Origin of the sequence: Hyphomicrobium denitrificans 1NES1, assembly GCF_000230975.2 — a bacterium.
GTDB classification, from domain to species: Bacteria; Pseudomonadota; Alphaproteobacteria; order Rhizobiales; family Hyphomicrobiaceae; genus Hyphomicrobium_B; species Hyphomicrobium_B denitrificans_A.
On sequence record NC_021172.1, the window covers coordinates 617,497 to 638,487 of the forward strand.

Sequence of the window (20,991 nt, forward strand, 5' to 3'; positions counted from 1 at the left end):
ATCTAACAAATGTCGATCTCACGAGCTGGGATCGGCATGCTCTGCCAATTGCCGTTAACCCGCACATCTAGCTCAGCGAAATTGCTGTCGGCTTCATGCCGAGAGGGATGGCGCCGCCATTATCGGCCGGGGCCCCCACCTATCCGTGCGCGTCATGCCTCGGCGCGAGCGCCGGCCGAAGGATTTTTCTCATCGGGCGAGTAGACCGTTATGCCGGACATTGGGTCGACCCAGGCGAGATGGCTTCGCACTTCCTTCACGCCGGCGATATTCTCGGCGGCGACGACGGCAGCCTCGTCCTGACGGAACGCCGTAAACGATCCCCAGAGGTCGACCACGCCGTCCTTTACTGTGACATCGACGAGCTCGTTTGCAGCCCAGGGCAGCTTGCCGAACTCCGCGAGAATATTATTGCGGATTTCGATATCGGTTTCGCTCACTCTCGCGTCGCGCAGCAGGCCCGCCAATGCCCGAATGACATTCGCGCGGCTGACGATCCCGACTACTGCATCGCCTCTCATGACGGGAAGTCGCTTGATCCTGCTCTTCTCCATCAGGTGGATGATCTCGGAAACGTCAGTGTCTTCGGTGATCGTAATAGGATCTGCCGTCATCACCTCGGAGACCTTGCGGCCATGAGCACGAATATATTCTTGTGCGAGCTTTTCCGGACCTGTGAAGAGCTGTCGCCATAACGGCCGTTTAATCTCCGTGCCCGTTTCTACGCGGCGCAGACAATCGCCTTCGGTGATCACGCCCACCAGCTTGCCGCTTGCGTTGACGACAGGCAGGCCGCTGATATGGCGTTCGAGCATTACCTGCAGCACTTCAGAAAGCGGGCACTCGGGTGTTGTCGAGACCACGCCGGTCGTCATGATATCGCTGGCTCTCATAGCAGGTCTCCAGAGAATTCAATTTGTCTTGGACGCACTGTTGCCATTGCCAGCCGCATCGAGAAACGCTCTCGCGGCTTTCCAGCCGGTGCTTGCAATGCTCGAAAATTCGGCAGCGTAGTCGCCCGCCATCTGCTGCCAGAACTTCGCGTAAAGATCGCAGATGTCGCTTGGGTTACGGCATGCTGCGAATTGTTGCGGGAAAGTACTGTCTTTGGCGAGACGCTCGCCAACGAATTTCACCCAACTTTTGGCGACTTCGTCTCCAGCTTGGCAGACTGCAGCGTTCCACGCTTCGGCGCAGGTCGCTGCGGGCGACCAGATGCTTGTCAACGAGGCGACGCCTGGATCCGGCACCCGCGAGTTGCAATGGCTTCCATTTCTGCTTGGATAATCGAGCATCGTTCGAACTCCTGAAAGACTTTTAAAATTCTCCCTCCGCGAAATGCACGCGCCTTGATGAGGATCAATCTGCAATATGACGAGTGTTCAGCGTTGAAAAACATACGTTCCCGGTGCCTCTGCAAGCGCCGCCGGCATATCTTCCGGCGTGCCCATTGGGGGCGGGTCAACCCACTCCGACGATTTCTCAGCAAGCCATTCCGACCATGCGGTCCACCAAGAGCCCTCGAACTTGGACGCTGTTTTCTGCCATTCATCAGGGTCGACGAAGGGACCGTCGGCGGCCTTTGTCGCCATGCGATAGCTGCGGCCGGGGAGTCCCGGCGGCGAGACGATGCCGGCGTTATGGCCGCCGCTCGTTAGCACGAAAGTTACGGCCGTATCGGTCAGAATATTGAATTTATAAACTGAGCGCCAGGGCGCGACGTGATCCGTCTCCGTTCCGACCGCAAAAATCGGAACCCGCATATCAGTCAACGTCACCGTTCTTCCGTCGACCTTGAAACGACCTTCCGCGAGATCGTTGTTCAGAAACAGAGATCGCAGATATTCGGAATGCATACGATAGGGCATGCGCGTTGCGTCGGCATTCCACGCTAGGAGATCGTAAACAGGTTTGCGCTTGCCAAGCAGATAGTCGTTGATGACGTGGGACCAGATCAGATCGTTGGACCGAAGAAGCTGGAATGCACCCGCCATCTGTACGCTGTCGAGAAAGCCTTGCTCGGCCATCATGTCTTCGAGAAGTGCGACCTGGCTTTCGTCGATGAAGAGGGTTAGTTCGCCGGCCTCCCTGAAATCTGCCTGAGCCGCGAGGAACGTCAGAGTCTGGATACGATCATCGTCGGCGAGGGCCATGGCGCTTGCTGCGGTCGCCAGCAGCGTCCCGCCAAGACAATAGCCAGTTGCGTGAATTTTTTTGCCACCCGTAATTTTTCCGACGGCGTCGATCGCTGCCATTACGCCAAGGCGGCGGTAATCGTCGAAGCTCGTCTCGCGGTCACTGGCGTCAGGATTGTGCCAGGAGATGATGAATACGGTGAACCCTTGCTCGGTCAGATACTTGACCAGTGAGTTCTGGGGTCTGAGATCGAGAATATAGTACTTCATGATCCAGGCAGGAACGATGAGAACGGGCTCGCTGTGAACCTTTGCGGTGCGCGGCTCGTATTGAATGAGCTCGATGAGATGGTTGCGGAAGACGACCTTTCCCGGCGTCACCGCCACAGTCTCTCCGACCGTGAATTGTTCGGCGCCTTCCGGAGCGTCCCCCTCCTGGAACCGTGTCAAATCGTCGATGAAATTCCAAAAACCATGTATGAGATTGAACCCAAACTCTGCAGTCGTTTGCGCCAGCACGTCGGGGTTCGTCATCACGAAGTTTGTCGGCGCGAAGACATCGAGAGCCTGCCGGATCATGAAATCGACGCGCCGTGCATTTTGTCGGTCGACGCCGCGCACTGCTGTTGCCGCTTGGTGCCACCATTTCTCTGTCAGCAGGAAGGCTTGTGCGAAAATATTGAAAGGATAATCCTTCCACCGTTCCGATGCGAACCTCCTATCGTGTGATTGGGGATCTACAGCGGGCGCGGTTCTGGCGTTGTCGAAGGTTGCCGCTTGTGCGAAATGCCAAAGGTGTAGCCAATTGTGGAATGCCTTCGCGAGCAGCTCAAGCTGCAGGCCGGGCGAGCCGGCCAGGTGAATTCCCCAATCGAAGAAAGCGTTGGCGCAGGCGGCGGGTGAAAGCCCTGTGGTCGTACGAGCGACAAGATAGTTGAGGCGCCGGTCGAGATCCGAAAGTCTCGACGATTCCAAATCGGACAATGCTAACGGAACAGCATTAAGTGTCGGCGTCGGGGCGCCGCGCCCTTTTTCGACGAGACCCAGAAGCAGCGGCGGGGGATCTGGATATATTGGCTCATCCAACACGTGGCCTCCAATTTCCTTGCCGGGATAAAGGCGACCATTTCATTTTCCGCTAACCCGCCATTGATGCAACTCAACGCAGTATGCGGCTTTTTAGCTTGACCGGGATCAGTTTGTCGTCGGTCTGAAAAGATGATGAAATAATTTGGAAAAAGGCGTTGCGAGGATGCCTAATGACCGTTCGTAATTTGAATTATCTGACGGCGCCGCGCTCGGTTGCGCTCATAGGCGCGAGTGCGCGTCCGGGCTCAGTCGGCTCGACCGTCATGCACAACTTGCTGACGGGTGGGTTTGCCGGAACCGTCCAACTCGTCAACCCGAAGTATCGAGAGATCGACGGCCGACCTTGTGCCGCCTCCGTCGCCGAGCTTCAGGAAACGCCGGAGATGGCGGTGATCGCAACACCATCACAGACGGTTCCTGGCTTGATCGGAGAACTGGGTCGTAAGGGCACGCGAGCGGCCATTGTGCTGACGGCAGGTCTCGGCCCTCTCACGAAGGAGATGCTTGGCGCCTCGCAGCCGTATTGCCTGCGTATCCTCGGGCCGAACTGCATCGGCTTCATGGCACCGCCGATCGGCCTCAATGCCAGCTTCGCATCTCGCGCGCCGCTTTCAGGCGATCTAGCATTCGTATCGCAATCCGGCGCGCTCATTACCGCAGTCGTCGATTGGGCGGCCGGACGCGGCATCGGATTTTCGCAGGTCGTATCACTTGGAGAAATGGCCGACGTCGATCTCGGCGATATGCTTGATCATCTCGCTACCGACAGATCAACGCGTGCCATTCTGCTCTATGTCGAGGCCGTTACGCACGCCCGCAAGTTTTTGTCGGCCGCTCGCAGGGCTGCGCGGTTGAAGCCCGTCATCGTCGTCAAAAGCGGGCGCCATGCTGGAGGCGCGCATGCTGCGCTATCTCATACCGGAGCACTGGCGGGATCGGACGCAGCCTATAATGCCGCTTTCCGGCGCTCCGGCCTGTTGCGAGTGAAGACGCTCGACGATCTCTTCGCGGCCGCGGAGACTCTTGCACGCGTCCCGCGGCTCGGCGGCGAAAGGCTCGCCATCCTGACGAACGGCGGCGGCGCGGGCGTTCTCGCATCCGATGAGTTGCAGGACTTCGACGGAAAGCTGGCTGTCTTCGAATCCGGAACGCTTGGCTCGCTCGACCGGGTGCTGCCCTCGACTTGGTCTCGCGGAAATCCGGTCGACATCATTGGTGACGCCGATACAGCGCGTTATGCGAACGCGCTGCACGTTCTGCTCGGCGATGAGCAGTCCGATGCCGTGCTTGTGCTCCACTGTCCGACCGCGACGGTCTCTGCGACGGACGCGGCGAAAGCCGTCGTCGATACAATTGCGAAGACGAGTGACGGAGTGAGGAGCAATCCGGTGCTCACCTGCTGGCTGGGCGGCGCGGCGGTCAAGGATGCGCGGGAGATTTTTGCGCAAAACAAAATTCCGACATTCGAGACGACCTCGGAGGCTGTTACCGGCTTCATGCAACTTGTCGGGTATGCGCGCGCGCAGGCCGAGTTGATGGAGGTGCCACCCAGCGTCGCCACCGAGCGAATCTATGACGCCGCATCCGTAGCACGCGATATCGAGAAAATTCTCGCATCCGGCCGCAGCGTGGCGTCGGCGCCCGAAACCAAATCCATCCTTGCGGCTTACGGTATTCTGGTCAACCGCGCCGTCTTCGCCCGCGACGCGGCAGACGTCCGGACGATCGCCAGCAATATCTTAAGCAGCTCGGGAGCGTGCGCCGTCAAGATCGCGTCTCCGGACATTTCACACAAGTCGGATGTCGGCGGTGTACGGCTGGGCTTGGAAAGCCCGGAGTCCGCCGCTCGCGCAGCCGATGAAATGATAAACCGTATCCAGAGCATGCATCCAGATGCGCGGATCGACGGTTTTACCGTAGAGCCGATGATCGGCAGGCCGCATGCGGTTGAAATCATAGTCGGGATGAACGTCGATCAGACGTTCGGGCCGATGATGCTTTTCGGAGCCGGTGGCGTGGCAGTCGAGATCATGCGCGATACTGCGTTGGCGTTGCCGCCGCTCGACACGCTTCTTGCACGCCAGATGATCGCCGAAACACGCGTCGCGCGGCTTCTCGGCGGATACCGCGATCGCCCAGCTGCGAAACTCGACGATCTCGTCGAAGTCCTCGTGCGCGCCAGCGACCTCGTCATCGCTCATCCCGAAATTCGTGAATTGGATATCAATCCTCTGCTCGTCGACGAAAATGGTGTTATCGCCATCGACGCCCGCATGAAGCTCGCGAGTGAGGCGGCGAGTCCAAGAATGCCTCTCGCTATCCGGCCGTATCCTTCCCATCTTCAGCAGATCGCACAGATCGCGGGCGGCGGCGAGATGACGGTGCGGCCGGTCCGTCCGGACGACGAGCCAAAGTATGTGCGCTTCTTCGCCGCCATTTCTCCCCGAGACATCCGTTTGCGCTTCTTTGCCGGTCGCTGTTCGTTTCCTCATACGTTCATCGCCCACCTGACACAGATCGACTACGCCAGGGAAATGGCCTTTGTTGCAATCGATAACCCAACGGGAGAGCTGCTCGGCGTGTCTCGCCTCGTCTTGGATCCCGATCTCACGCACGGCGAATTTGGCATTCTTGTGCGCTCGGATATGCAGGGCCGGGGCATCGGCTGGCAGCTCATGGAGGTTCTTCTTAAATATGCGCAAAGCGAAGGCGTGGAGGAGGTCGAGGGTATCGTTCACGCCGAAAATAAAAACATGCTCGATATGGCGCGCCAACTCGGTTTTGCTTCCAGGGACGTGGAAGGCGATGCCGCTCTTCGGGAGGTCGTATGGCGCCCGGCCAATATGGCAAGAAAGCCGACTGTGGATGGCGTGGACGTCGGTTCTACGTCGCGGGGTATTTGACGGGCTCGGCGCTGGTCTCTCGAAGGGAGTTGGCCGGGCATCACGTTCATCGCATCGCCAAAGGTTTCAACGCTTCGGCGGCTGCAAGGTAGATTACGGTAATACCCGCGATTGCCGCCAGAATCGGCATCGGCGGTGGGACAAATCCGGCAAATCGGCCGATCGGCGTTAACGCCACCAATAAAGCGACCGCTAATGCACCCAATGACGTCCACACGAGAATCCGGTTCGGACGGCCGGTCCATGCCCGCTGCGCTGTTCTGATAACAAAAATTACCAGAACCTGCGTCGCGATCGACTCGATAAACCACGCGGTGCGAAATACGTCGATATCCGCTTTGAAGCCGAGCTCCAGAAGGGCGAACGTCGCGAGATCGAACAGCGACGATAGCGGTCCCATGACGAGCGTGAATCCCAGTACCGAGTTGATATTCCATGCCTGTGGGCGGGCGAGCGCGGCTTCGTCCGCGGAGTCGAATGGAATACCGATTTCCGAAAAATCATAGAGAAGATTGTTGAGAAGAATCTGTAGGGGCGTCAGCGGCAAAAAAGGTAGAGCGAGAGAAGCGAGCGCCATCGACAGCATATTGCCGAAGTTCGAGCTTGTGCCCATGCGAACGTATTTCATGATGTTTGCGTAGGTCCGCCGGCCTTCGAAGACTCCATCGGCGAGCACGCCGAGATCGGGCGCGAGGAGAATGATGTCGGCTGCTTCGCGCGCAACGTCGGTTCCCCCCTCGACGGATAATCCGACGTCGGCAGCATGAATGGCCGTGGCATCGTTGATTCCATCACCGAGGAAGCCGACAGTATTGCCGCTCAAGCGCAACGCCCGCACTATCCGCCCCTTCTGTTCGGGCGAGATGCGGACGAAGAGATCGGTCGCCGCCGCCCGATCCGCCAAAGCCCTATCGGTCAGACTATCGATCTCGCTGCCTGTGAGAATGCCGTGTGCCGGGATGCCCAGCATCTCGACCAGATGCGAGACGACGGGCGCGGCATCGCCGGAAATGATTTTCACGCTTATGCCGGCGTTGACGAGACGCGCCACAGCATTGCGTGCGCTTGCCTTCGGAGGATCGAGGAAAGCCGCGCATCCTATGAACGTCAGAGCCGCCTCGTCCTCGGGTCCTATTCTCGAGCAATCGGTGCGCATTGCGCGCTGGGCGACTCCAAGCAGCCGCAAGCCCTCGCGGTTTTTGTCTTCGAAAAGCTTGAGAATGTTTTGGCGCATTACATTGTCAAGCGGGACGATGCTTCCGTCGGACCGTTCCACATCCGTGCAGAGACTCAGAAGCGCTTCCGGCGCACCTTTCGTGATCATCTGGCGTGCGTCGCCTCGTGCGACCAAGACTGACGCACGGCGGCGCTCGAAGTCGAAGGGCGCATCGTCGACGCGGTTCCAACCACCGATCGATGTGGGCGCAACTGTAAGGATCGCATCGTCAAGGTTGCTGCGCATTCCGCTCGCGAAGCGGCTGTTGAGCCGAACGAGTTCCGCAGCGCGTTCGCTTTCGCGGCCGTCTGCATCGAAATTGCCGACGTGTGCGATCTTTGCTTCAGTCAGCGTTCCTGTCTTGTCGGTGCACAAGACGTTCATGGCGCCGAGATCGTGGATGGCAGAGAGGCGCTTGACGATGACCCGGCGTTCCGACATCCGGACGGCGCCGCGTGCGAGCGTCACCGTCATGATCATCGGCAGCAATTCCGGTGTCAGGCCTACCGCTAGCGCGACGGCAAACATGAAACTTTCAAGCGAAAGCCCATGCCTTACGAGCTGTGTTAGAAGAACGAAGAGTACCAAAAAGGCCGTCAGTCGAAGAATCAGGACGCCGAGCCGGTGCAAACCGCGCTCGAAGCTCGTCGGCATTTCTCTCGTCTGAACGGAGGCTGCAATTGCACCGAAGCTCGTCTTCCCGCCGACGCGATCGACCATCATCACGGCTTCTCCGCCGACGATCGTGGTACCGGCAAACAGCGCATTGCTAGCGTCCGCAATCGACGGCGATTTTGACATCTCCGGCGACTTTTCTACCGGGTAAGGCTCGCCCGTCAGGATTGCTTCGTTGGCGAGCGCGCCACGGCTTGCGAGCACGATGCCATCAGCTGGAACAAGATCGCCGCCGCGTAATTCAACAACGTCGCCACGCACGACGTCCCTGACGGGTAATTCGACAGGAACCCCGTTGCGGCGCACAGTTGCGGTGATCGCGATCGAACGCTGTAGCGCGGCAATTGCGGATTCGGCTTTGTGTTCTTGGGAGACATCGAGCACGATCGACAGCGCAACGATCAGGGCAATGACGACGAAGCTTTGCCAATCTCCCGTCGCGCCGGAAATTGCGGCAGAAATTAGTAGAATGGCGACCAATGGCTCGGCGACGCGACGCGCTATCTTTGCTATGAGACTTTGATGGCGGCGCGTATCGATGATGTTCGGACCATCGCGCGCGAGCCGCTCTGCCGCCTCAGCCGACGTCAATCCCTCGCGGCGGCTTGCCAGCGCGCGCGTCGCTTCGTCGATTGAGACAAGCCAGAACGGCTGCGGTCCCTCAGATCGTGCGCTCCGAAGCGAGGAGCCGGCGTGGGGCGTCATATACTCAACCATGCATGAAGCATCTCAGCCATGGGTCTGCTAAAGTGCGTGTATCGTGTTAGTTGCCCAACCAAATACGTCAAACGAACGAAAAAGGGCCGGACTATGCTGCAGACGATCCTCGAATCCGCAGTCGCGGCAATACTGGCCATCGATGATAGCGGCCGAATAAAGATCGCAAATCCTGCTGCCGAACGCATGTTCGGCTACACATCAGACGAAATGCTCGGCCGCAATGTCAGCATGTTGATGCCGGAACCGTATCGCACGCAGCATGACCGATATATGGAACGCTATCTACGTACGGGGGAGAAGCGGATCATAGGTATCGGCCGGGAGGCTGAAGGCCAGCGCAAGGATGGAACTATTTTTCCAATTCACCTTGCCGTCGGTGAGTTTGAGATGTCTGATGAACGGTTCTTTTCGGGGATTATCACAGACCTTAGCGCGCATGCCCGTCTGCAGGCGGAGATTGACCGCCAGTCGCTGTTGTTTCAGGCCGTCTTTGATTATGTACCCGAAACGCTCGTCATCTCAGCACCCGAGGGCCAGATCGTTCTGATCAATCCGGCTGCTACGCGCATGTTCGGCTATAGCGCAAGCGAAGCTACCGGACTTGACTGGACAGCGCTTTTCGACGTCCCGCCCGACAAGAAGCAACTGGAAAAAGACTTGGCTGGGCAACAGGCAGGCGATGGCGGGAGCGTTGCAATCTCCACGGTTCTGCGCCGCAAGGATGGGCGCAAGTTTCCCGCACAGGGGCATATTGCGGTCATTACCGGTGCTGACCAGACGCAGATGGCAGTCGTCAGTCTTTTCCGAGATATGACCGAGGAGTTGAAGCGGAGAGAAAGTTCTCTGAGGCTTCAAAAACTCGAGGCTGTTGGGCAACTAACAGGCGGCATAGCCCATGACTTCAATAATCTGTTGACGATCATTTCCGGAAATCTCGAGCTTCTAGAAGGATCGATCTCGAATGCCGAGGACCGTGAGCTTCTTTCTCGCGCAACGAGGGCCGCTGATTCCGGCGCGCGGCTTACCCGGAGACTGCTGACGTTCGCGCGGCGCAGGCAATTGGCTCCGGAGGTGATCAATCTGAACGAGCAGGTCCGAAGCATGACCGAGCTTCTTCACCGTACGCTTGGGGATACGATCGACCTGCAAACGAGTTTCGCTCGGGATCTTTGGCTGACACGCGCGGATGCGGGCGAAGTCGAAGCCGCGGTCATCAATCTGGCGATCAACGCGCGTGATGCGATGCCAAATGGCGGTAAGCTCTCTATCCGAACCAACAATGCAATGCTGGAAAGCGATGAGGTGGGGTTTGAAGGGCCGCTCGTAGCGGGCGATTACGTGCAGATATCGGTTTCCGACAATGGCATCGGAATGAATAGAGCAGTGCTTACCCGCGTCTTCGAGCCATTCTTCACGACTAAGCCGCCCGGACGCGGAACAGGATTGGGGCTCAGCACTATCTATGGTTTCATCAAGCAATCTGGCGGGAACATCACGATTTACAGTGAACCGGGCGTTGGTACGACGGTAAACCTCTATTTCCCGCGCTGCCCCGATTATTCCGGCGCGGCGGCTTCGGTGGCGGACGCGTCGAAGGAGGAAAGAGGGAGTGGTGAGCGTATCCTAGTCGTCGAAGACAATGGCGACGTGCGCGCATTGACGGTGCAGCGCCTGCACCGCCTCGGCTATGAGGTTGTCGAGTTTGCCACGGGCGCGGCGGCGCGAGATGCGCTCAAGGGTGGGCTGGAGGTCGATCTGGTATTTAGCGATATTATGATGCCTGGGGGATTGACGGGGGTCGATCTTGGAAAATGGATCGGTGAATGCCGTTCGGCGCTGCCGGTGATTCTGACGACTGGATTTGCGGACGAGGCAACCGACATTGCGGCCGTCGCCGACGTATGGCCCATCTTACGCAAGCCCTATACGCAGCGGGATCTTGCGGAAGTCGTGCGCAAAACACTTGAAAAGCGCAAGGTTTGACCTTCGCTCGCGGTCAAGCAATGTCCGGCCCGGCTTTCGGGTCGCGATGGCGGCGCCGCTATTGATACGCATCAAGGTCGCCCCATTTTCAGGGAGTATCCGATGTCTGCACAGTGGCGGATATCCCTGTGTCTGTTCAAAGTAAGCGAATGGAGGCTGTGATGTCAGTTCGAAACACGTTGCCCCGGCTTTGGCGAGACGACCGCCATCCTCTGAGTTCATTGCGCGATGAAATGGACGAGCTCTTCGAAAGCTGGACTAAGGATTTCGGCTTTCCGCAGATGCCGTGGGCGCAGGAGGCCCAGTGGGTGACAGAGATAAGCCCGCGTATGAACGTCTCTGAAACCGATAAGGAATTGCAGATCACGGCCGAATTGCCGGGCGTTGATCAGAAGGATATCGAGATCACGCTCACCGGCGGCGATCTCCTTATCAAGGGCGAGAAAAAGTCCGAGACCGACGAGAAGAAGGACGAGCGCAGCCGCTCCTATCACCGCGTCGAGCGATCCTTCGGCTCGTTCCAAAGACGGCTTTCGCTGCCCTATGACGTTGATCCCGACAAGGTTCAGGCGTCGTTCAAGGATGGCATCCTCACCCTGACGCTACCGAAGCCACCCGAGGTGCAGAAGGCCGCCAAGAAAATTGAGATCAAGGGCGAGAAGCAGATCGAGGCAAAAAAAGCTGCGTGAGCGCATCGCTCCTGCGTGCCGATAGGGGACGCCGAGCCGCCTTTGGCGTCCTCAATCGCGGCTCAGCTTAGCCTTTCTTGCGCCTCACATCGCATGCGAAAATATAACCGATACTGCGGATAGACTTAATTTTTGCCGATGCGCCTGGACCCGAGTCAATTTTACGGCGGAGTCTACTCACCAAGGCGTCAATCGAGCGGTCAAGCGGCGAGTAGTCGTGGCCCTTTAACAGGTCCATGATCTCATCGCGTGTGAGCGCGCGATGCGGGCGCCGAACAAATATCTCTAGAAGGTTAAACTCCGCCGTCGTCAGCTCGCGCAGGGCGCCTTTTTCATCCTTCATCTCTCGGCTTGTCAAATCCATTGTCCAGCCTGCGAACTCGTAAACTTCGTGCGCTGGGGAAGGAGTGGCCAAGGCCGCCCTGTTGCTTCCTTCGTGTCGTCTCAAGACGGAGCGAACGCGGGCAAGAACCTCCCGCAAGTTAAAGGGCTTCGAGATGTAATCGTCGGCTCCGATCTCAAGACCGACGATACGGTCGACGGTATCGCCCTTGCCTGAGACCATGACGATGGGAACATCGTGCCGCGCACGTATTTCGCGTGCGAGACAGAGTCCATCTTCCTGGCCAAGAGATAGGTCGAGCGTGACGAGGCTCACCGTATCGTGCTCGAGAGCGGCACGCGTCGCCGCTCCATCCGCGGCTTCTGCGACGGTATACCCTTCTCGTTCGAAGCACGTCCTCAACAGACGCCGGATTTCGGGTTCGTCGTCAACGACAAGTATTTTCGTTGTCACGTCAGCTCTCCGAGGCCTGGCGCGGTGGAGTTTCGAATTACAAATTGTTACAATTATTCACTGTTCGCGCATACCCGCGCGATCCTTGGCCGCTTCTATGCCGACCGATCGATGAAGCCTTTCGGCAGAGCCAAGGAGAGCGGATATGTTGGGCGCAACGGGTGTTCATGATGTTGTTCCGTACAATCCTTATGCGGGGCTGTCGAGCGAGGAGAGACCTTGCGCCCGGCAGCGCGATGGGTTTGAGAATGCCACATTCCGGAAGATCGGAGCCAAAGAATACGTTTTCTGTGACGGCGACCCGAGGACGCACATTTTCTACGTTGAGCAAGGGGTCATTGCGCTGTCGAAAATTCTGGGGGATGGCCGCCGGCAAGTCATCGACTTCGCATACCCGGGGGATTACATCGGCCTTGGCCTCCTCAAAGAGTACATTTTCGATGCTCAAGCGACCTGCCTCGCTAAGGTTAAGTGCATCCCGGCGTCGGCACTGGAACAGGCGGCTGCGTCCGATCCAGACCTCGCATTGAAGCTTTACAAGGCGGTATCGGCGGAGCTTACAACCGCTCGAAATCTCCTTGTCTGTGTCGGCCAAGGCACCGCAATGGAGCGGATCGCCATGTTTCTGGTCAGGCTGCGCAATCGCGCAGCGATCTCCGGCGCCAACGACGGCGTTTTCAGTCTGCTGATGCGCCGCTCCGACATCGCAGATCTTCTGGGTCTGACGATCGAGACGGTCAGCCGAACGCTGACGAAGTTGCGCGGTATGCATGTCATCGACATCGTCAATGCGACTGAGATCCATGTTCTTGACGAGGACAAGCTGGAGCAGCTGGCCGCTTGAGCGTTAAGGATCGTGAACGATCTTTTACTTAATGCTTATCGCAGGTGCCTTTTCCGACGCCGACCAACGACAGCGTTTCCACGCGGGGGCAGTATTGCTCCCGCCCGGGATCGCTGAAGTTACATGCCATCGAAGCGTTTCCATTCCGGAGCCCGGCGCACGTGTTTCGCAAGCTTTCAAGAATTTTTGCCGATACGCACTCGATACGAGGCCTTACGATACATGAGGAACCTTGCTTCACTTCCATATCTTTATTTTCTGGGACGCGTGCTTCGGCTTATTCGATTTCCAGTCTGTTGATCTGCCGCAAGTGCAAGTGTGCCGTCCTATAATTAGTTGAGTATCTCAAATCGCGAGACGAGCGCGATGGTGCGAGCATGAAGCACGACACCGATTACCAAGAAGCCGAACGAAGACAGTTTGTCGGAAAACAGATCGAGGCGCGCGGCGTGCGCGACCAGCTCGTGCTCTATGCCATGCGGAAGGTTCGGCGCGAACTGTTCGTGCCGAAGGAACTCCGAGCCGAAGCTTATGAGGATAGCCCTCTTCCCATCGGATCGGGCCAGACGATTTCACAACCCTATATCGTAGCGTTCATGATCGAGGCCCTGGCGCTCCAGGGTGGAGAGAAGGTACTGGAGATCGGTGCCGGCTCAGGATACGCGGCGGCCGTTCTTTCACAGATCGCAGGCGATGTTTTCACCGTCGAGCGCGTTGGCGAGCTTGCGCGACGAGCGGCTGCGAACCTGAAAAAGGCAGGTTGCGAGAGGGTCCACGTTCGTCACGCGGATGGTACCGAGGGTTGGGCGGAAGAAGCGCCGTTCGATGCGATACTCGTATCGGCTGGCGCCCCTGACGTGCCAACGTCGCTGATGCGCCAATTGAGGGTAGGCGGGCGCATGGTCATTCCGATTGGAAGGAACCCGCGCGCACAAGAGCTCATTCGCATCACGCGTGCTGCAGAGGACGACTTCCAGCGCGAGGATATTGCAGATGTCCGTTTCGTGCCGTTGATCGGCAAGGAGGGCTGGGAAAGCGAAGACGACGGATGGCAGGCACACCCTCCGCGCGTCATTCAGACGAGACCAGCGATGAGTGTCTCACTGCCGGGGCTCATCGCAAAAAAAGCGCATGTGTTCCCGGATTTGAAGAATGTCGATCTCGAATCGCTGGAACGGCGGATCGGAGCGGCGCGCGTTGTGCTCATCGGCGAGGCGACCCACGGCACGTCAGAATTCTACAGAATGCGAGCGCGTATTACACGGCGACTGATCGAGTCCAAGGGTTTCAATATCGTTGCCGCGGAGGCGGACTGGCCCGATGCTGCGCGCATCGATCACTATATCCGTCATCGCGATGTGCCGCGATCCGAATGGACGGCATTTGCGCGCTTCCCGACCTGGATGTGGCGAAATCAGGAAACCCGGACGTTCGTCGACTGGCTGCATAAACGCAATGCGACGTTGGAATATGAAAAGCGCACCGCGTTCTACGGATTGGATCTTTACAGTCTTTACAACTCTGTGCGTGTCGTCATCAGCTACCTGGAATCGGTCGACCCGGACCTCGCTGAAGTGGCACGTCAGCGTTACGGATGTCTGATGCCGTGGGAAGCGGATCCGGCAGCCTACGGTCACGCGGCTTTGACAGGCGCTTATCGTAAATGCGAGCAGGATGTCGCGCATTTGCTGGTCGAACTTCTGCAAAAGCAGCAAGCGTATTTAACTGGCGACGGTGATCGTTTTTTCGATGCTGCGCAGAATGCGCGTCTCGTCGCGAATGCCGAGCGTTACTATCGCGTGATGTATTACGGATCCCGCGCGTCCTGGAATTTGCGCGACAGCCACATGTTCGAGACTCTAAAACATGTGCTCCATTTCCATGGGCCCGACGCGAAGGTGATCGTCTGGGCACACAACTCCCATGTCGGAGATGCATCCGCGACGGAAATGAGTCGGCGCGGCGAATACAACATCGGGCAGCTTTGCCGGCAATATTTCGATCCCGAATGCTATTCCATTGGCTTCGGAACAAACGACGGGACCGTTGCGGCCGCCTCGGCATGGGATGGTCCGATGCAGGTCATGAACATCCGCCCCGCACATCCACAGAGCTACGAACGACTTTTTCACCTCACGAACGCACCGGCATTGATGCTGCCACTCAAAGGAAGGACTCAGGAGGATCTCGTCGGAAGATTGATGAAGCCGCTGCTCGAACGCGCGATCGGCGTGATCTACCGCCCCGAGAGCGAGCTTGCCAGTCATTACTTCGAAGCGAAGCTGCCGCTGCAATTCGATGAATACATCTGGATCGACCGGACCTCGGCCATACATCCGCTGGAAGTTCTGGAGGTCGAGGGAATGCCCGAAACATATCCGTTCGGAGTCTAAGATGCAGTATCAGACAATATTGTTGAGCCTCAATGACGAGCCGCGCGTGCCGAATCTCGTCAGTGCGGCGCTGTCACTCATGGGCGATAACGCGCACATCATCGGTCTTTACGCAATGCCGGCAGTGGTCCCTCCGCAGGAGATCATTGGCGCGGGAGACAGGTCGTGGCTGGATGAGCAACTGCGCGCGTTCGAGGAGCAGGCAGGGCGTGTAAAGAATAAATTTGAAGGTTTGTTCAAAGACCGTCCGGCAACCCATGAATGGCGCTTCGATAACTCGAGCTTCGATGCAACCGTTGCGGATTCGGTCATTGAGCACGGCCGTGCGGCAGATCTGATTGTTACGAGCCGGGCATCGAGAAACGGATGGATCGATGATGTTGCCGAACGGGCTGCCATCGAGAGCGGGCGTCCGGTTATCGTTCTACCGGAAGAAGGCGACTTGCTATCGATTGGCACGGAAATCACCATCGCCTGGAAAAGTTCGAAAGAGGCGGCACGCGCTGTTTTCGATGCTTTGCCATTGCTGCGCAAAGCGCGACACGTGCGCCTTCTGACCGTTGTCGAAGATGGCATCGATGCTGATCGTGCTTCCAGAGCCCAGCTCGTGGCCTCGCTCTCGAGGCACGGCGTCGAGGCCGAGATCGAATCCATCCCGAAGATCGGGTTGTCCCCCGGAGATGCCCTTCTGGATTACGCTAAGCGCCGAAATCAGAACCTGCTTGTCATGGGGCTCTACGGGCATTCCCGATTCCGGGAATTCTTTTTAGGCGGGGCATCGCGCGACGTGCTTAGCGACGTGTCCGTTCCAGTATTGCTATCGCACTAGGAGCTGGACACCGCAGACGGAGGTGACATTGAAACACTATCGAAACAGGCGGGTGTGCTATGGAGTCGCGATGGCCACCGGGTTTATGCTATCGCTTTCAGCTTACGCGCAGGAGCCAGGCGATGCGCAGACAGGTTACGCCTTCGCACAGCGAAATTGCGCAGAGTGTCATGCTGTCAGGCGCGGTCAAACAGAATCTCCAAATCAGGATGCGCCGAGCTTCGAGAGCGTCGCCAAGACGCGTGGTATGACGGGACGGGCACTCGTTGTCTGGTTACAGACCTCGCATCCCACGATGCCGAATTTTCTCATTCCAGAAAAGGATCGTGACGACGTCGTCGCATATATCCTGAGTCTGAAGCCCGTGCCGGCGCAATGAGGGAGTGGTATACGAGATATCCGGGCTCTCCTGCATTCAACCGGACTCACGGTTTGTTTGGTGTGGCCTGTTTGAGACTGTCGAGATAGGCCAGAATCGCGCCGATCTCGTCGGGCTGGAACACAAATTCCGGCATGTCCGGATGCCCGGAAACGATGCCCTCGCCTAACGCTTCGGCGAGATCTTCCACGGGATACCGCTTGACGATATCACGAAATGGCGGCGCTTGCGGGTGATGGCTCTTATCGGTCATTTCAATTGCATGGCATCGCATGCACTTTTTCTGAAGGATTGCTTTGCCGCGATCGATATCGCTGGACTGGGCGCAAAGGCCGGTGGCTGAGAGGCTTAGTGCGGAGAAGATGCACGCAGTCAATAGCGGCGGCCAGGCAAAAGAAGGCATTCCGCTGCTTCCTCGCATAAGCTTGCTAACTCCGGAGCGGGCAATAAAGGCTCTGGCCGATATGTAGTCGTTGACAGGTATCAACGCCCAGGAAAAACATTACCGCATAATCTCAGCAATCATCTCGATCAACGTCGTAACTATGGATTGAGCCGTTCGGATCGGATGATAAAAGTGGCCTGTCAAAGATCTGGAAGCCTTGGAGGCTGCTTTGAAAAGTGAGCTGCTGCAGCCCGTTGACGAAGGCGGCGGATTGAAGCTCAAGGCAAGAGGGGCCTGGACAGCGGATCACGCATCTGAACTCGACGATATCGTGCAAGGATTCGTGGGCACGCGATCTTTCAGGATAGATGCGACGGGTATCGAAGCGCTCGATACATTCGGTGCTCGGACGCTCGATCGGCTGGTACGCAGCTCTGCAATAGAGGCCCATGACGTTTCTCTACTCGGCCTGCCGCAGCGCTATGGCGATTTATTCGATCGCGTAAGGCAAGCTGCCGACAAACCATATGAGGCCGCTGGAGCTGGTTGGCGGCTAAGTGCTGGCATAAGCGTCATCTGGCAAAACATTGTCCGCATGGGCGTTGGCTTTTTAGACTTCCTGGCGATGCTGGGAGAGATAGGCAACGCCGCATTCCGCGTGTCTCTCAATCCGCGGAGCTTCCGCTTTACGTCGGCCGTCAACCAGCTTGATCGTGTTGGTTGGCAGGCCGTTCCGATCATTCTTCTGATCACATTTCTGATCGGCTGCATTATCGCGCAGCAGGGCTTCTTCCATTTCCGCAAGTTCGGTGCGGATGAATATGTCGTCGACATGGTCGGCATACTCATCCTGCGCGAGATTGGCGTCCTGATCGTGGCGATCATGGTCGCCGGCCGATCCGGAAGCGCCTACACCGCCGAGCTTGGGTCGATGAAGATGCGCGAGGAAATTGACGCATTGCGAACCATGGGCCTCGATCCTGTCGAAATCCTCGTGCTTCCCCGCGTCGTGGCATTGATCGTTGCTCTGCCGATACTCGATTTTCTAGGCTCCATGGCCGCGCTCTACGGCAGCGGACTTACCGCTTGGCTTTACGGGCATATGAGCCCCGAGATATTCATCGCCCGCCTGAAAGACGCGATCTCGATTACCCATTTCAAGGTCGGCATCATCAAGGCGCCGTTCATGGCGCTGGCGATCGGAGCGGTGGCGTGCGCCGAAGGCTTTGCCGTCAAGGGCAGCGCGGAATCTCTCGGACGCCAAACTACGTCGTCCGTCGTCAAATCGATATTTCTTGTGATCGTGTTGGACGGATTGTTCGCCATTTTCTTTGCGTCGATCGGGATGTGAGGTCATGGGGGAGTTCGGCAATCCAATCATTCGCGTGCGAGACCTTGTCGTCGGCTTTAATGAAGTCACCGTCCTCAATCACGTTTCCCTGGATCTCTTTCGCGGAGAGATCCTGGGGCTTGTCGGGGGTTCAGGAAGCGGCAAGTCGGTACTACTGCGGACGATCATCGGCCTGCTGCAGAAGAGGCAGGGTTCGATCGAGATCCTCGGCAACGACATCGACGGCATGAGCTACGAAGAAAGGCGCGGAATCGAGCGACGCTGCGGCGTTCTCTTCCAGCACGGAGCGCTATTCTCCTCCCTTACGGTTTTAGAGAATGTCCAGTTTCCGATGCGCGAATACTTGAGCATCTCGCAGAAATTCATGGACGACGTCGCTCTTGCGAAGCTCGATATGGTTGGCCTCAATGCCGGGGACGCGGAGAAGTATCCTTCAGAACTTTCCGGAGGCATGACCAAGCGCGCGGCTCTTGCCCGCGCACTGGCGCTCGATCCGGAGATTGTTTTTCTCGACGAACCAACGTCCGGCCTCGATCCCATTTCCGCAAGTGAGTTTGACGCATTGATCCGCACGCTACAACAAACCCTCGGCCTGACGGTCTTCATGGTGACGCACGATCTGGCAAGCCTGGCCAATATCTGTGATCGCATTGCCGCGCTCGTAAACGGCAGAATTGTCGCCACGGGGCCGCTTGAAGCGATGAAGTCATCGACAGATCCTTGGGTGCGAACGTACTTCAGCGGAAGAAGAGCGCAGCGTGTTTCTGCAGGCGACGCGAGTCAGCACGGGTGAGCATGGCTATGGAAAATAGAGCTCGTTATATTCTCGTTGGTCTCTTTACGCTCGCCGTTATCGCCGCTGGCTTCGCTTTCACCTATTGGCTCAATACTGCGGGCGCTCTTCAGCAACGATCGTACTATCGAATTCGCTACCAGAATTCCGTGGCGGGGCTGCTCGTTGGCTCTGCTGTGCAGTTCAACGGCGTCCGCGTCGGGGAGGTAACGGCTCTCGACCTCAGTCCGGATAATCCTAAGGACGTTGTCGTCACGGTGGCGATCACGCCGTCGACACCGGTGCGTGCCGATACCAAAGCCGGAATTGCCTTTCAGGGCTTGATGGGTGCGCCTGCGGTTGCGCTTGCTGGTGGATCGGGTGCGCCGCTGTCCTCAGAAACGTCCTCTGCGGATATGCCTGTTCTGGTGGCAGAACCGAATGCTGGAGAAACGATGACGGAGGCCGCGCTCGCCGCGCTGCACCGGGTCGATGCCGTTGTCTCGGAAAACGCCGCGCCGCTGAAGAGCACGATGGCCAATCTCAGCAAGTTCACAGATGCGCTGGCGCGCAATTCCGATCGCGTTGATGGTATTCTCGCAGGCATCGAGCGTATGACCGGCGGCGCGTCGAAGGCGCAGAATGCCGCCTTTGATCTGGCGGCTGCGCGCACGTTCCCGAAATTCGAGAAGCCTGCCGTGGGGCTACTGATCGTACAATATCCGATAGCTGCCGCAATGCTCGGGCAGGATAAGATCCTGATCCGGGATGCGGGCGGGCTCAAGCCCTTTATTCCAGAGGCGAAGTGGAGCGACATGCTGCTGGAGGAGGTGCAATCGAGCTTTGTACGGAGTTTCGAGAACGCTGGCTTTCTGGGGCAGGTCTCACGGCCGGTCGAAGGTGCGACGCCAGATTTTCAGCTCGTAACGGATATTCGCAATTTTCAAATTCTTGCAGGGACGCCGGCAACTGCGGATGTCGAGTTCTCGACCAAGGTTCTTAATAGCGAAGGCCATGTCGCCGGCGCACGTCTTTTCCACGCCAATAGCCCGCTACATTCCGAGGATGCTGTGGGCGCAGCCAGCGCGCTCAATGCGGCGTTTGGGTCGATGCTGCCCGATCTTGTGGTCTGGACATCGACAACCATTGGCAACGTCGCTTCAACGCCGCACTAACCGATCAAAGCAGAACCGCCTAACCATGCGGGTTCGCTAGTCCTCAGAGACCGGCCGGGAGCTTGGCGGCCATCATCTTTCGGCGATCATACTTGCGTCCGTCGGCGATGAACGTGCCGTCGCCGACTGCATGCAGCATGCGCTTCTCCTTCCGCATGGCATCGATGTGAGCGGCGATGCCCTCAAGCACTACAATGTCGTGCCGGGGAATGAGATCAATGACCTTGCACTCGATGTTGGCGAGGCATTCTGCAAGCAAAGGCGCGTTGACGGCCTTCCCAGCGACGGCCGTGAATCCAAATTTCGCGAACTTGTCGGTATCGGCTCCCGAGCACGTTCCGATACCGACCACCCGATCGAGCATGTCAACGGTGGGAATGGCAATCACGCACTCCTTGGTCCTTCGCAGAGCGGCGAAGGAATAGTTCCAACTGCCAGTAGTAAGCGCGAATATCGGGGTAAAACCCAGCACCATTGTCCACGAGATGGTCATGATGTTGCTCTTGCCTGCGTCGCAGGTGGTTACAAGAACCACCGGCCCTGGTTCAATCAGGGTGAAGGCGCGGCTTAATTTCATCTCTCGCATGCAAGCACTTCTCCAGACTGCGCTTAAAGCTCGTCTCCAAGTAAGGTCTTGGCGCTGCTGTGTGGGTAATT

General features: G+C 57.8%; 17 protein-coding genes. 10 read left to right on the top strand and 7 right to left on the bottom strand.

Annotation, left to right across the window (positions count from 1 at the left end; translation table 11 throughout):
• Positions 1 to 152: 152 nt before the first annotated feature.
• The 3 genes from HYPDE_RS02900 to HYPDE_RS02910 all read right to left on the bottom strand — a co-directional run bounded on the left by HYPDE_RS02900 (position 153) and on the right by HYPDE_RS02910 (position 3,224).
• Positions 153 to 893, bottom strand: coding sequence for a CBS domain-containing protein (locus tag HYPDE_RS02900; RefSeq protein ID WP_015596845.1), 741 nt, complete (start codon positions 891 to 893; stop codon positions 153 to 155).
• 18 nt (positions 894 to 911) lie between these two features.
• Positions 912 to 1,295, bottom strand: a complete 384-nt coding sequence (locus tag HYPDE_RS02905) for a phasin family protein (RefSeq protein WP_015596846.1) — start codon at positions 1,293 to 1,295, stop codon at positions 912 to 914.
• Between the two features lie 87 nt (positions 1,296 to 1,382).
• Positions 1,383 to 3,224 (bottom strand): PHA/PHB synthase family protein, encoded by a 1,842-nt coding sequence (locus HYPDE_RS02910; protein ID WP_432263859.1) that lies wholly within the window; start codon positions 3,222 to 3,224, stop codon positions 1,383 to 1,385.
• 170 nt (positions 3,225 to 3,394) lie between these two features.
• Between HYPDE_RS02910 and HYPDE_RS02915 the strand changes: the two genes are divergently transcribed.
• Positions 3,395 to 6,127 carry a bifunctional acetate--CoA ligase family protein/GNAT family N-acetyltransferase gene (locus HYPDE_RS02915; RefSeq protein WP_015596848.1) on the top strand — a complete coding sequence of 911 codons (2,733 nt, stop codon included), beginning with the start codon at positions 3,395 to 3,397 and terminating at the stop codon, positions 6,125 to 6,127.
• A gap of 46 nt (positions 6,128 to 6,173) precedes the next feature.
• Here the strand turns inward: HYPDE_RS02915 and mgtA are convergent, their stop codons facing one another.
• A complete protein-coding gene (gene mgtA / locus HYPDE_RS02920) occupies positions 6,174 to 8,723 on the bottom strand; it encodes a magnesium-translocating P-type ATPase (protein WP_015596849.1) in 2,550 nt (849 codons plus the stop codon).
• A 105-nt stretch (positions 8,724 to 8,828) separates the two neighbouring features.
• On the opposite strand from mgtA, the gene HYPDE_RS02925 reads away from it, so the two are divergent.
• Complete coding sequence (locus HYPDE_RS02925; RefSeq protein ID WP_015596850.1) at positions 8,829 to 10,721, top strand: PAS domain S-box protein; 1,893 nt, start codon at positions 8,829 to 8,831, stop codon at positions 10,719 to 10,721.
• 161 nt (positions 10,722 to 10,882) lie between these two features.
• A complete protein-coding gene (locus tag HYPDE_RS02930) occupies positions 10,883 to 11,410 on the top strand; it encodes an Hsp20/alpha crystallin family protein (RefSeq protein WP_041320777.1) in 528 nt (175 codons plus the stop codon).
• A 67-nt stretch (positions 11,411 to 11,477) separates the two neighbouring features.
• On the opposite strand, the gene HYPDE_RS02935 is transcribed toward HYPDE_RS02930, so the two are convergent.
• On the bottom strand, positions 11,478 to 12,206 hold the full coding sequence (locus HYPDE_RS02935; RefSeq protein ID WP_015596852.1) for a response regulator: 729 nt from the start codon (positions 12,204 to 12,206) through the stop codon (positions 11,478 to 11,480).
• Between the two features lie 145 nt (positions 12,207 to 12,351).
• On the opposite strand from HYPDE_RS02935, the gene HYPDE_RS02940 reads away from it, so the two are divergent.
• The 4 genes from HYPDE_RS02940 (at position 12,352) to HYPDE_RS02955 (ending at position 16,651) form a co-directional block, all read left to right on the top strand.
• A complete protein-coding gene (locus HYPDE_RS02940; RefSeq protein ID WP_015596853.1) occupies positions 12,352 to 13,050 on the top strand; it encodes a Crp/Fnr family transcriptional regulator in 699 nt (232 codons plus the stop codon).
• 377 nt (positions 13,051 to 13,427) lie between these two features.
• Positions 13,428 to 15,443 (top strand): protein-L-isoaspartate(D-aspartate) O-methyltransferase, encoded by a 2,016-nt coding sequence (locus HYPDE_RS02945; protein WP_015596854.1) that lies wholly within the window; start codon positions 13,428 to 13,430, stop codon positions 15,441 to 15,443.
• A 1-nt stretch (position 15,444) separates the two neighbouring features.
• Positions 15,445 to 16,272: a universal stress protein gene (locus tag HYPDE_RS18385; protein ID WP_051111953.1), complete on the top strand. Its 828-nt coding sequence runs from the start codon at positions 15,445 to 15,447 to the stop codon at positions 16,270 to 16,272.
• A gap of 70 nt (positions 16,273 to 16,342) precedes the next feature.
• On the top strand, positions 16,343 to 16,651 hold the full coding sequence (locus HYPDE_RS02955; protein WP_015596856.1) for a c-type cytochrome: 309 nt from the start codon (positions 16,343 to 16,345) through the stop codon (positions 16,649 to 16,651).
• Positions 16,652 to 16,697: 46 nt separating this feature from the next.
• Here the strand turns inward: HYPDE_RS02955 and HYPDE_RS02960 are convergent, their stop codons facing one another.
• The gene (locus HYPDE_RS02960; RefSeq protein WP_015596857.1) at positions 16,698 to 17,072 is read right to left on the bottom strand and encodes a c-type cytochrome; all 375 of its coding nucleotides are present in this window, start codon (positions 17,070 to 17,072) and stop codon (positions 16,698 to 16,700) included.
• A 193-nt stretch (positions 17,073 to 17,265) separates the two neighbouring features.
• Here HYPDE_RS02960 and HYPDE_RS02965 point away from each other — a divergent pair, with 193 nt between their 5' ends.
• The 3 genes from HYPDE_RS02965 to HYPDE_RS02975 are packed head-to-tail and all read left to right on the top strand — an operon-like array spanning position 17,266 to position 20,334.
• On the top strand, positions 17,266 to 18,387 hold the full coding sequence (locus HYPDE_RS02965) for an ABC transporter permease (RefSeq protein ID WP_015596858.1): 1,122 nt from the start codon (positions 17,266 to 17,268) through the stop codon (positions 18,385 to 18,387).
• 4 nt (positions 18,388 to 18,391) lie between these two features.
• Entirely contained in the window at positions 18,392 to 19,180 is a 789-nt protein-coding gene (locus tag HYPDE_RS02970) for an ABC transporter ATP-binding protein (protein ID WP_015596859.1), read from the top strand.
• 8 nt (positions 19,181 to 19,188) lie between these two features.
• Positions 19,189 to 20,334 carry an ABC-type transport auxiliary lipoprotein family protein gene (locus HYPDE_RS02975; RefSeq protein WP_015596860.1) on the top strand — a complete coding sequence of 382 codons (1,146 nt, stop codon included), beginning with the start codon at positions 19,189 to 19,191 and terminating at the stop codon, positions 20,332 to 20,334.
• Between the two features lie 43 nt (positions 20,335 to 20,377).
• Here the strand turns inward: HYPDE_RS02975 and HYPDE_RS02980 are convergent, their stop codons facing one another.
• The gene (locus tag HYPDE_RS02980; protein WP_015596861.1) at positions 20,378 to 20,920 is read right to left on the bottom strand and encodes a flavin reductase family protein; all 543 of its coding nucleotides are present in this window, start codon (positions 20,918 to 20,920) and stop codon (positions 20,378 to 20,380) included.
• Positions 20,921 to 20,991: the final 71 nt, after the last annotated feature.

Bases quoted from the DNA above. Each gene is read 5' to 3' on its own strand.
- HYPDE_RS02900 (WP_015596845.1), bottom strand. From the start codon at position 893: ATGAGAGCCAGCGATATCATGACGACCGGCGTGGTCTCGACAACACCC.
- HYPDE_RS02905 (WP_015596846.1), bottom strand. From the start codon at position 1,295: ATGCTCGATTATCCAAGCAGAAATGGAAGCCATTGCAACTCGCGGGTG.
- HYPDE_RS02915 (WP_015596848.1), top strand. From the start codon at position 3,395: ATGACCGTTCGTAATTTGAATTATCTGACGGCGCCGCGCTCGGTTGCG.
- mgtA (WP_015596849.1), bottom strand. From the start codon at position 8,723: ATGACGCCCCACGCCGGCTCCTCGCTTCGGAGCGCACGATCTGAGGGA.
- HYPDE_RS02925 (WP_015596850.1), top strand. From the start codon at position 8,829: ATGCTGCAGACGATCCTCGAATCCGCAGTCGCGGCAATACTGGCCATC.
- HYPDE_RS02930 (WP_041320777.1), top strand. From the start codon at position 10,883: ATGTCAGTTCGAAACACGTTGCCCCGGCTTTGGCGAGACGACCGCCAT.
- HYPDE_RS02940 (WP_015596853.1), top strand. From the start codon at position 12,352: ATGTTGGGCGCAACGGGTGTTCATGATGTTGTTCCGTACAATCCTTAT.
- HYPDE_RS02945 (WP_015596854.1), top strand. From the start codon at position 13,428: ATGAAGCACGACACCGATTACCAAGAAGCCGAACGAAGACAGTTTGTC.
- HYPDE_RS18385 (WP_051111953.1), top strand. From the start codon at position 15,445: ATGCAGTATCAGACAATATTGTTGAGCCTCAATGACGAGCCGCGCGTG.
- HYPDE_RS02955 (WP_015596856.1), top strand. From the start codon at position 16,343: ATGGCCACCGGGTTTATGCTATCGCTTTCAGCTTACGCGCAGGAGCCA.
- HYPDE_RS02960 (WP_015596857.1), bottom strand. From the start codon at position 17,072: ATGCGAGGAAGCAGCGGAATGCCTTCTTTTGCCTGGCCGCCGCTATTG.
- HYPDE_RS02970 (WP_015596859.1), top strand. From the start codon at position 18,392: ATGGGGGAGTTCGGCAATCCAATCATTCGCGTGCGAGACCTTGTCGTC.
- HYPDE_RS02975 (WP_015596860.1), top strand. From the start codon at position 19,189: ATGGAAAATAGAGCTCGTTATATTCTCGTTGGTCTCTTTACGCTCGCC.
- HYPDE_RS02980 (WP_015596861.1), bottom strand. From the start codon at position 20,920: ATGCGAGAGATGAAATTAAGCCGCGCCTTCACCCTGATTGAACCAGGG.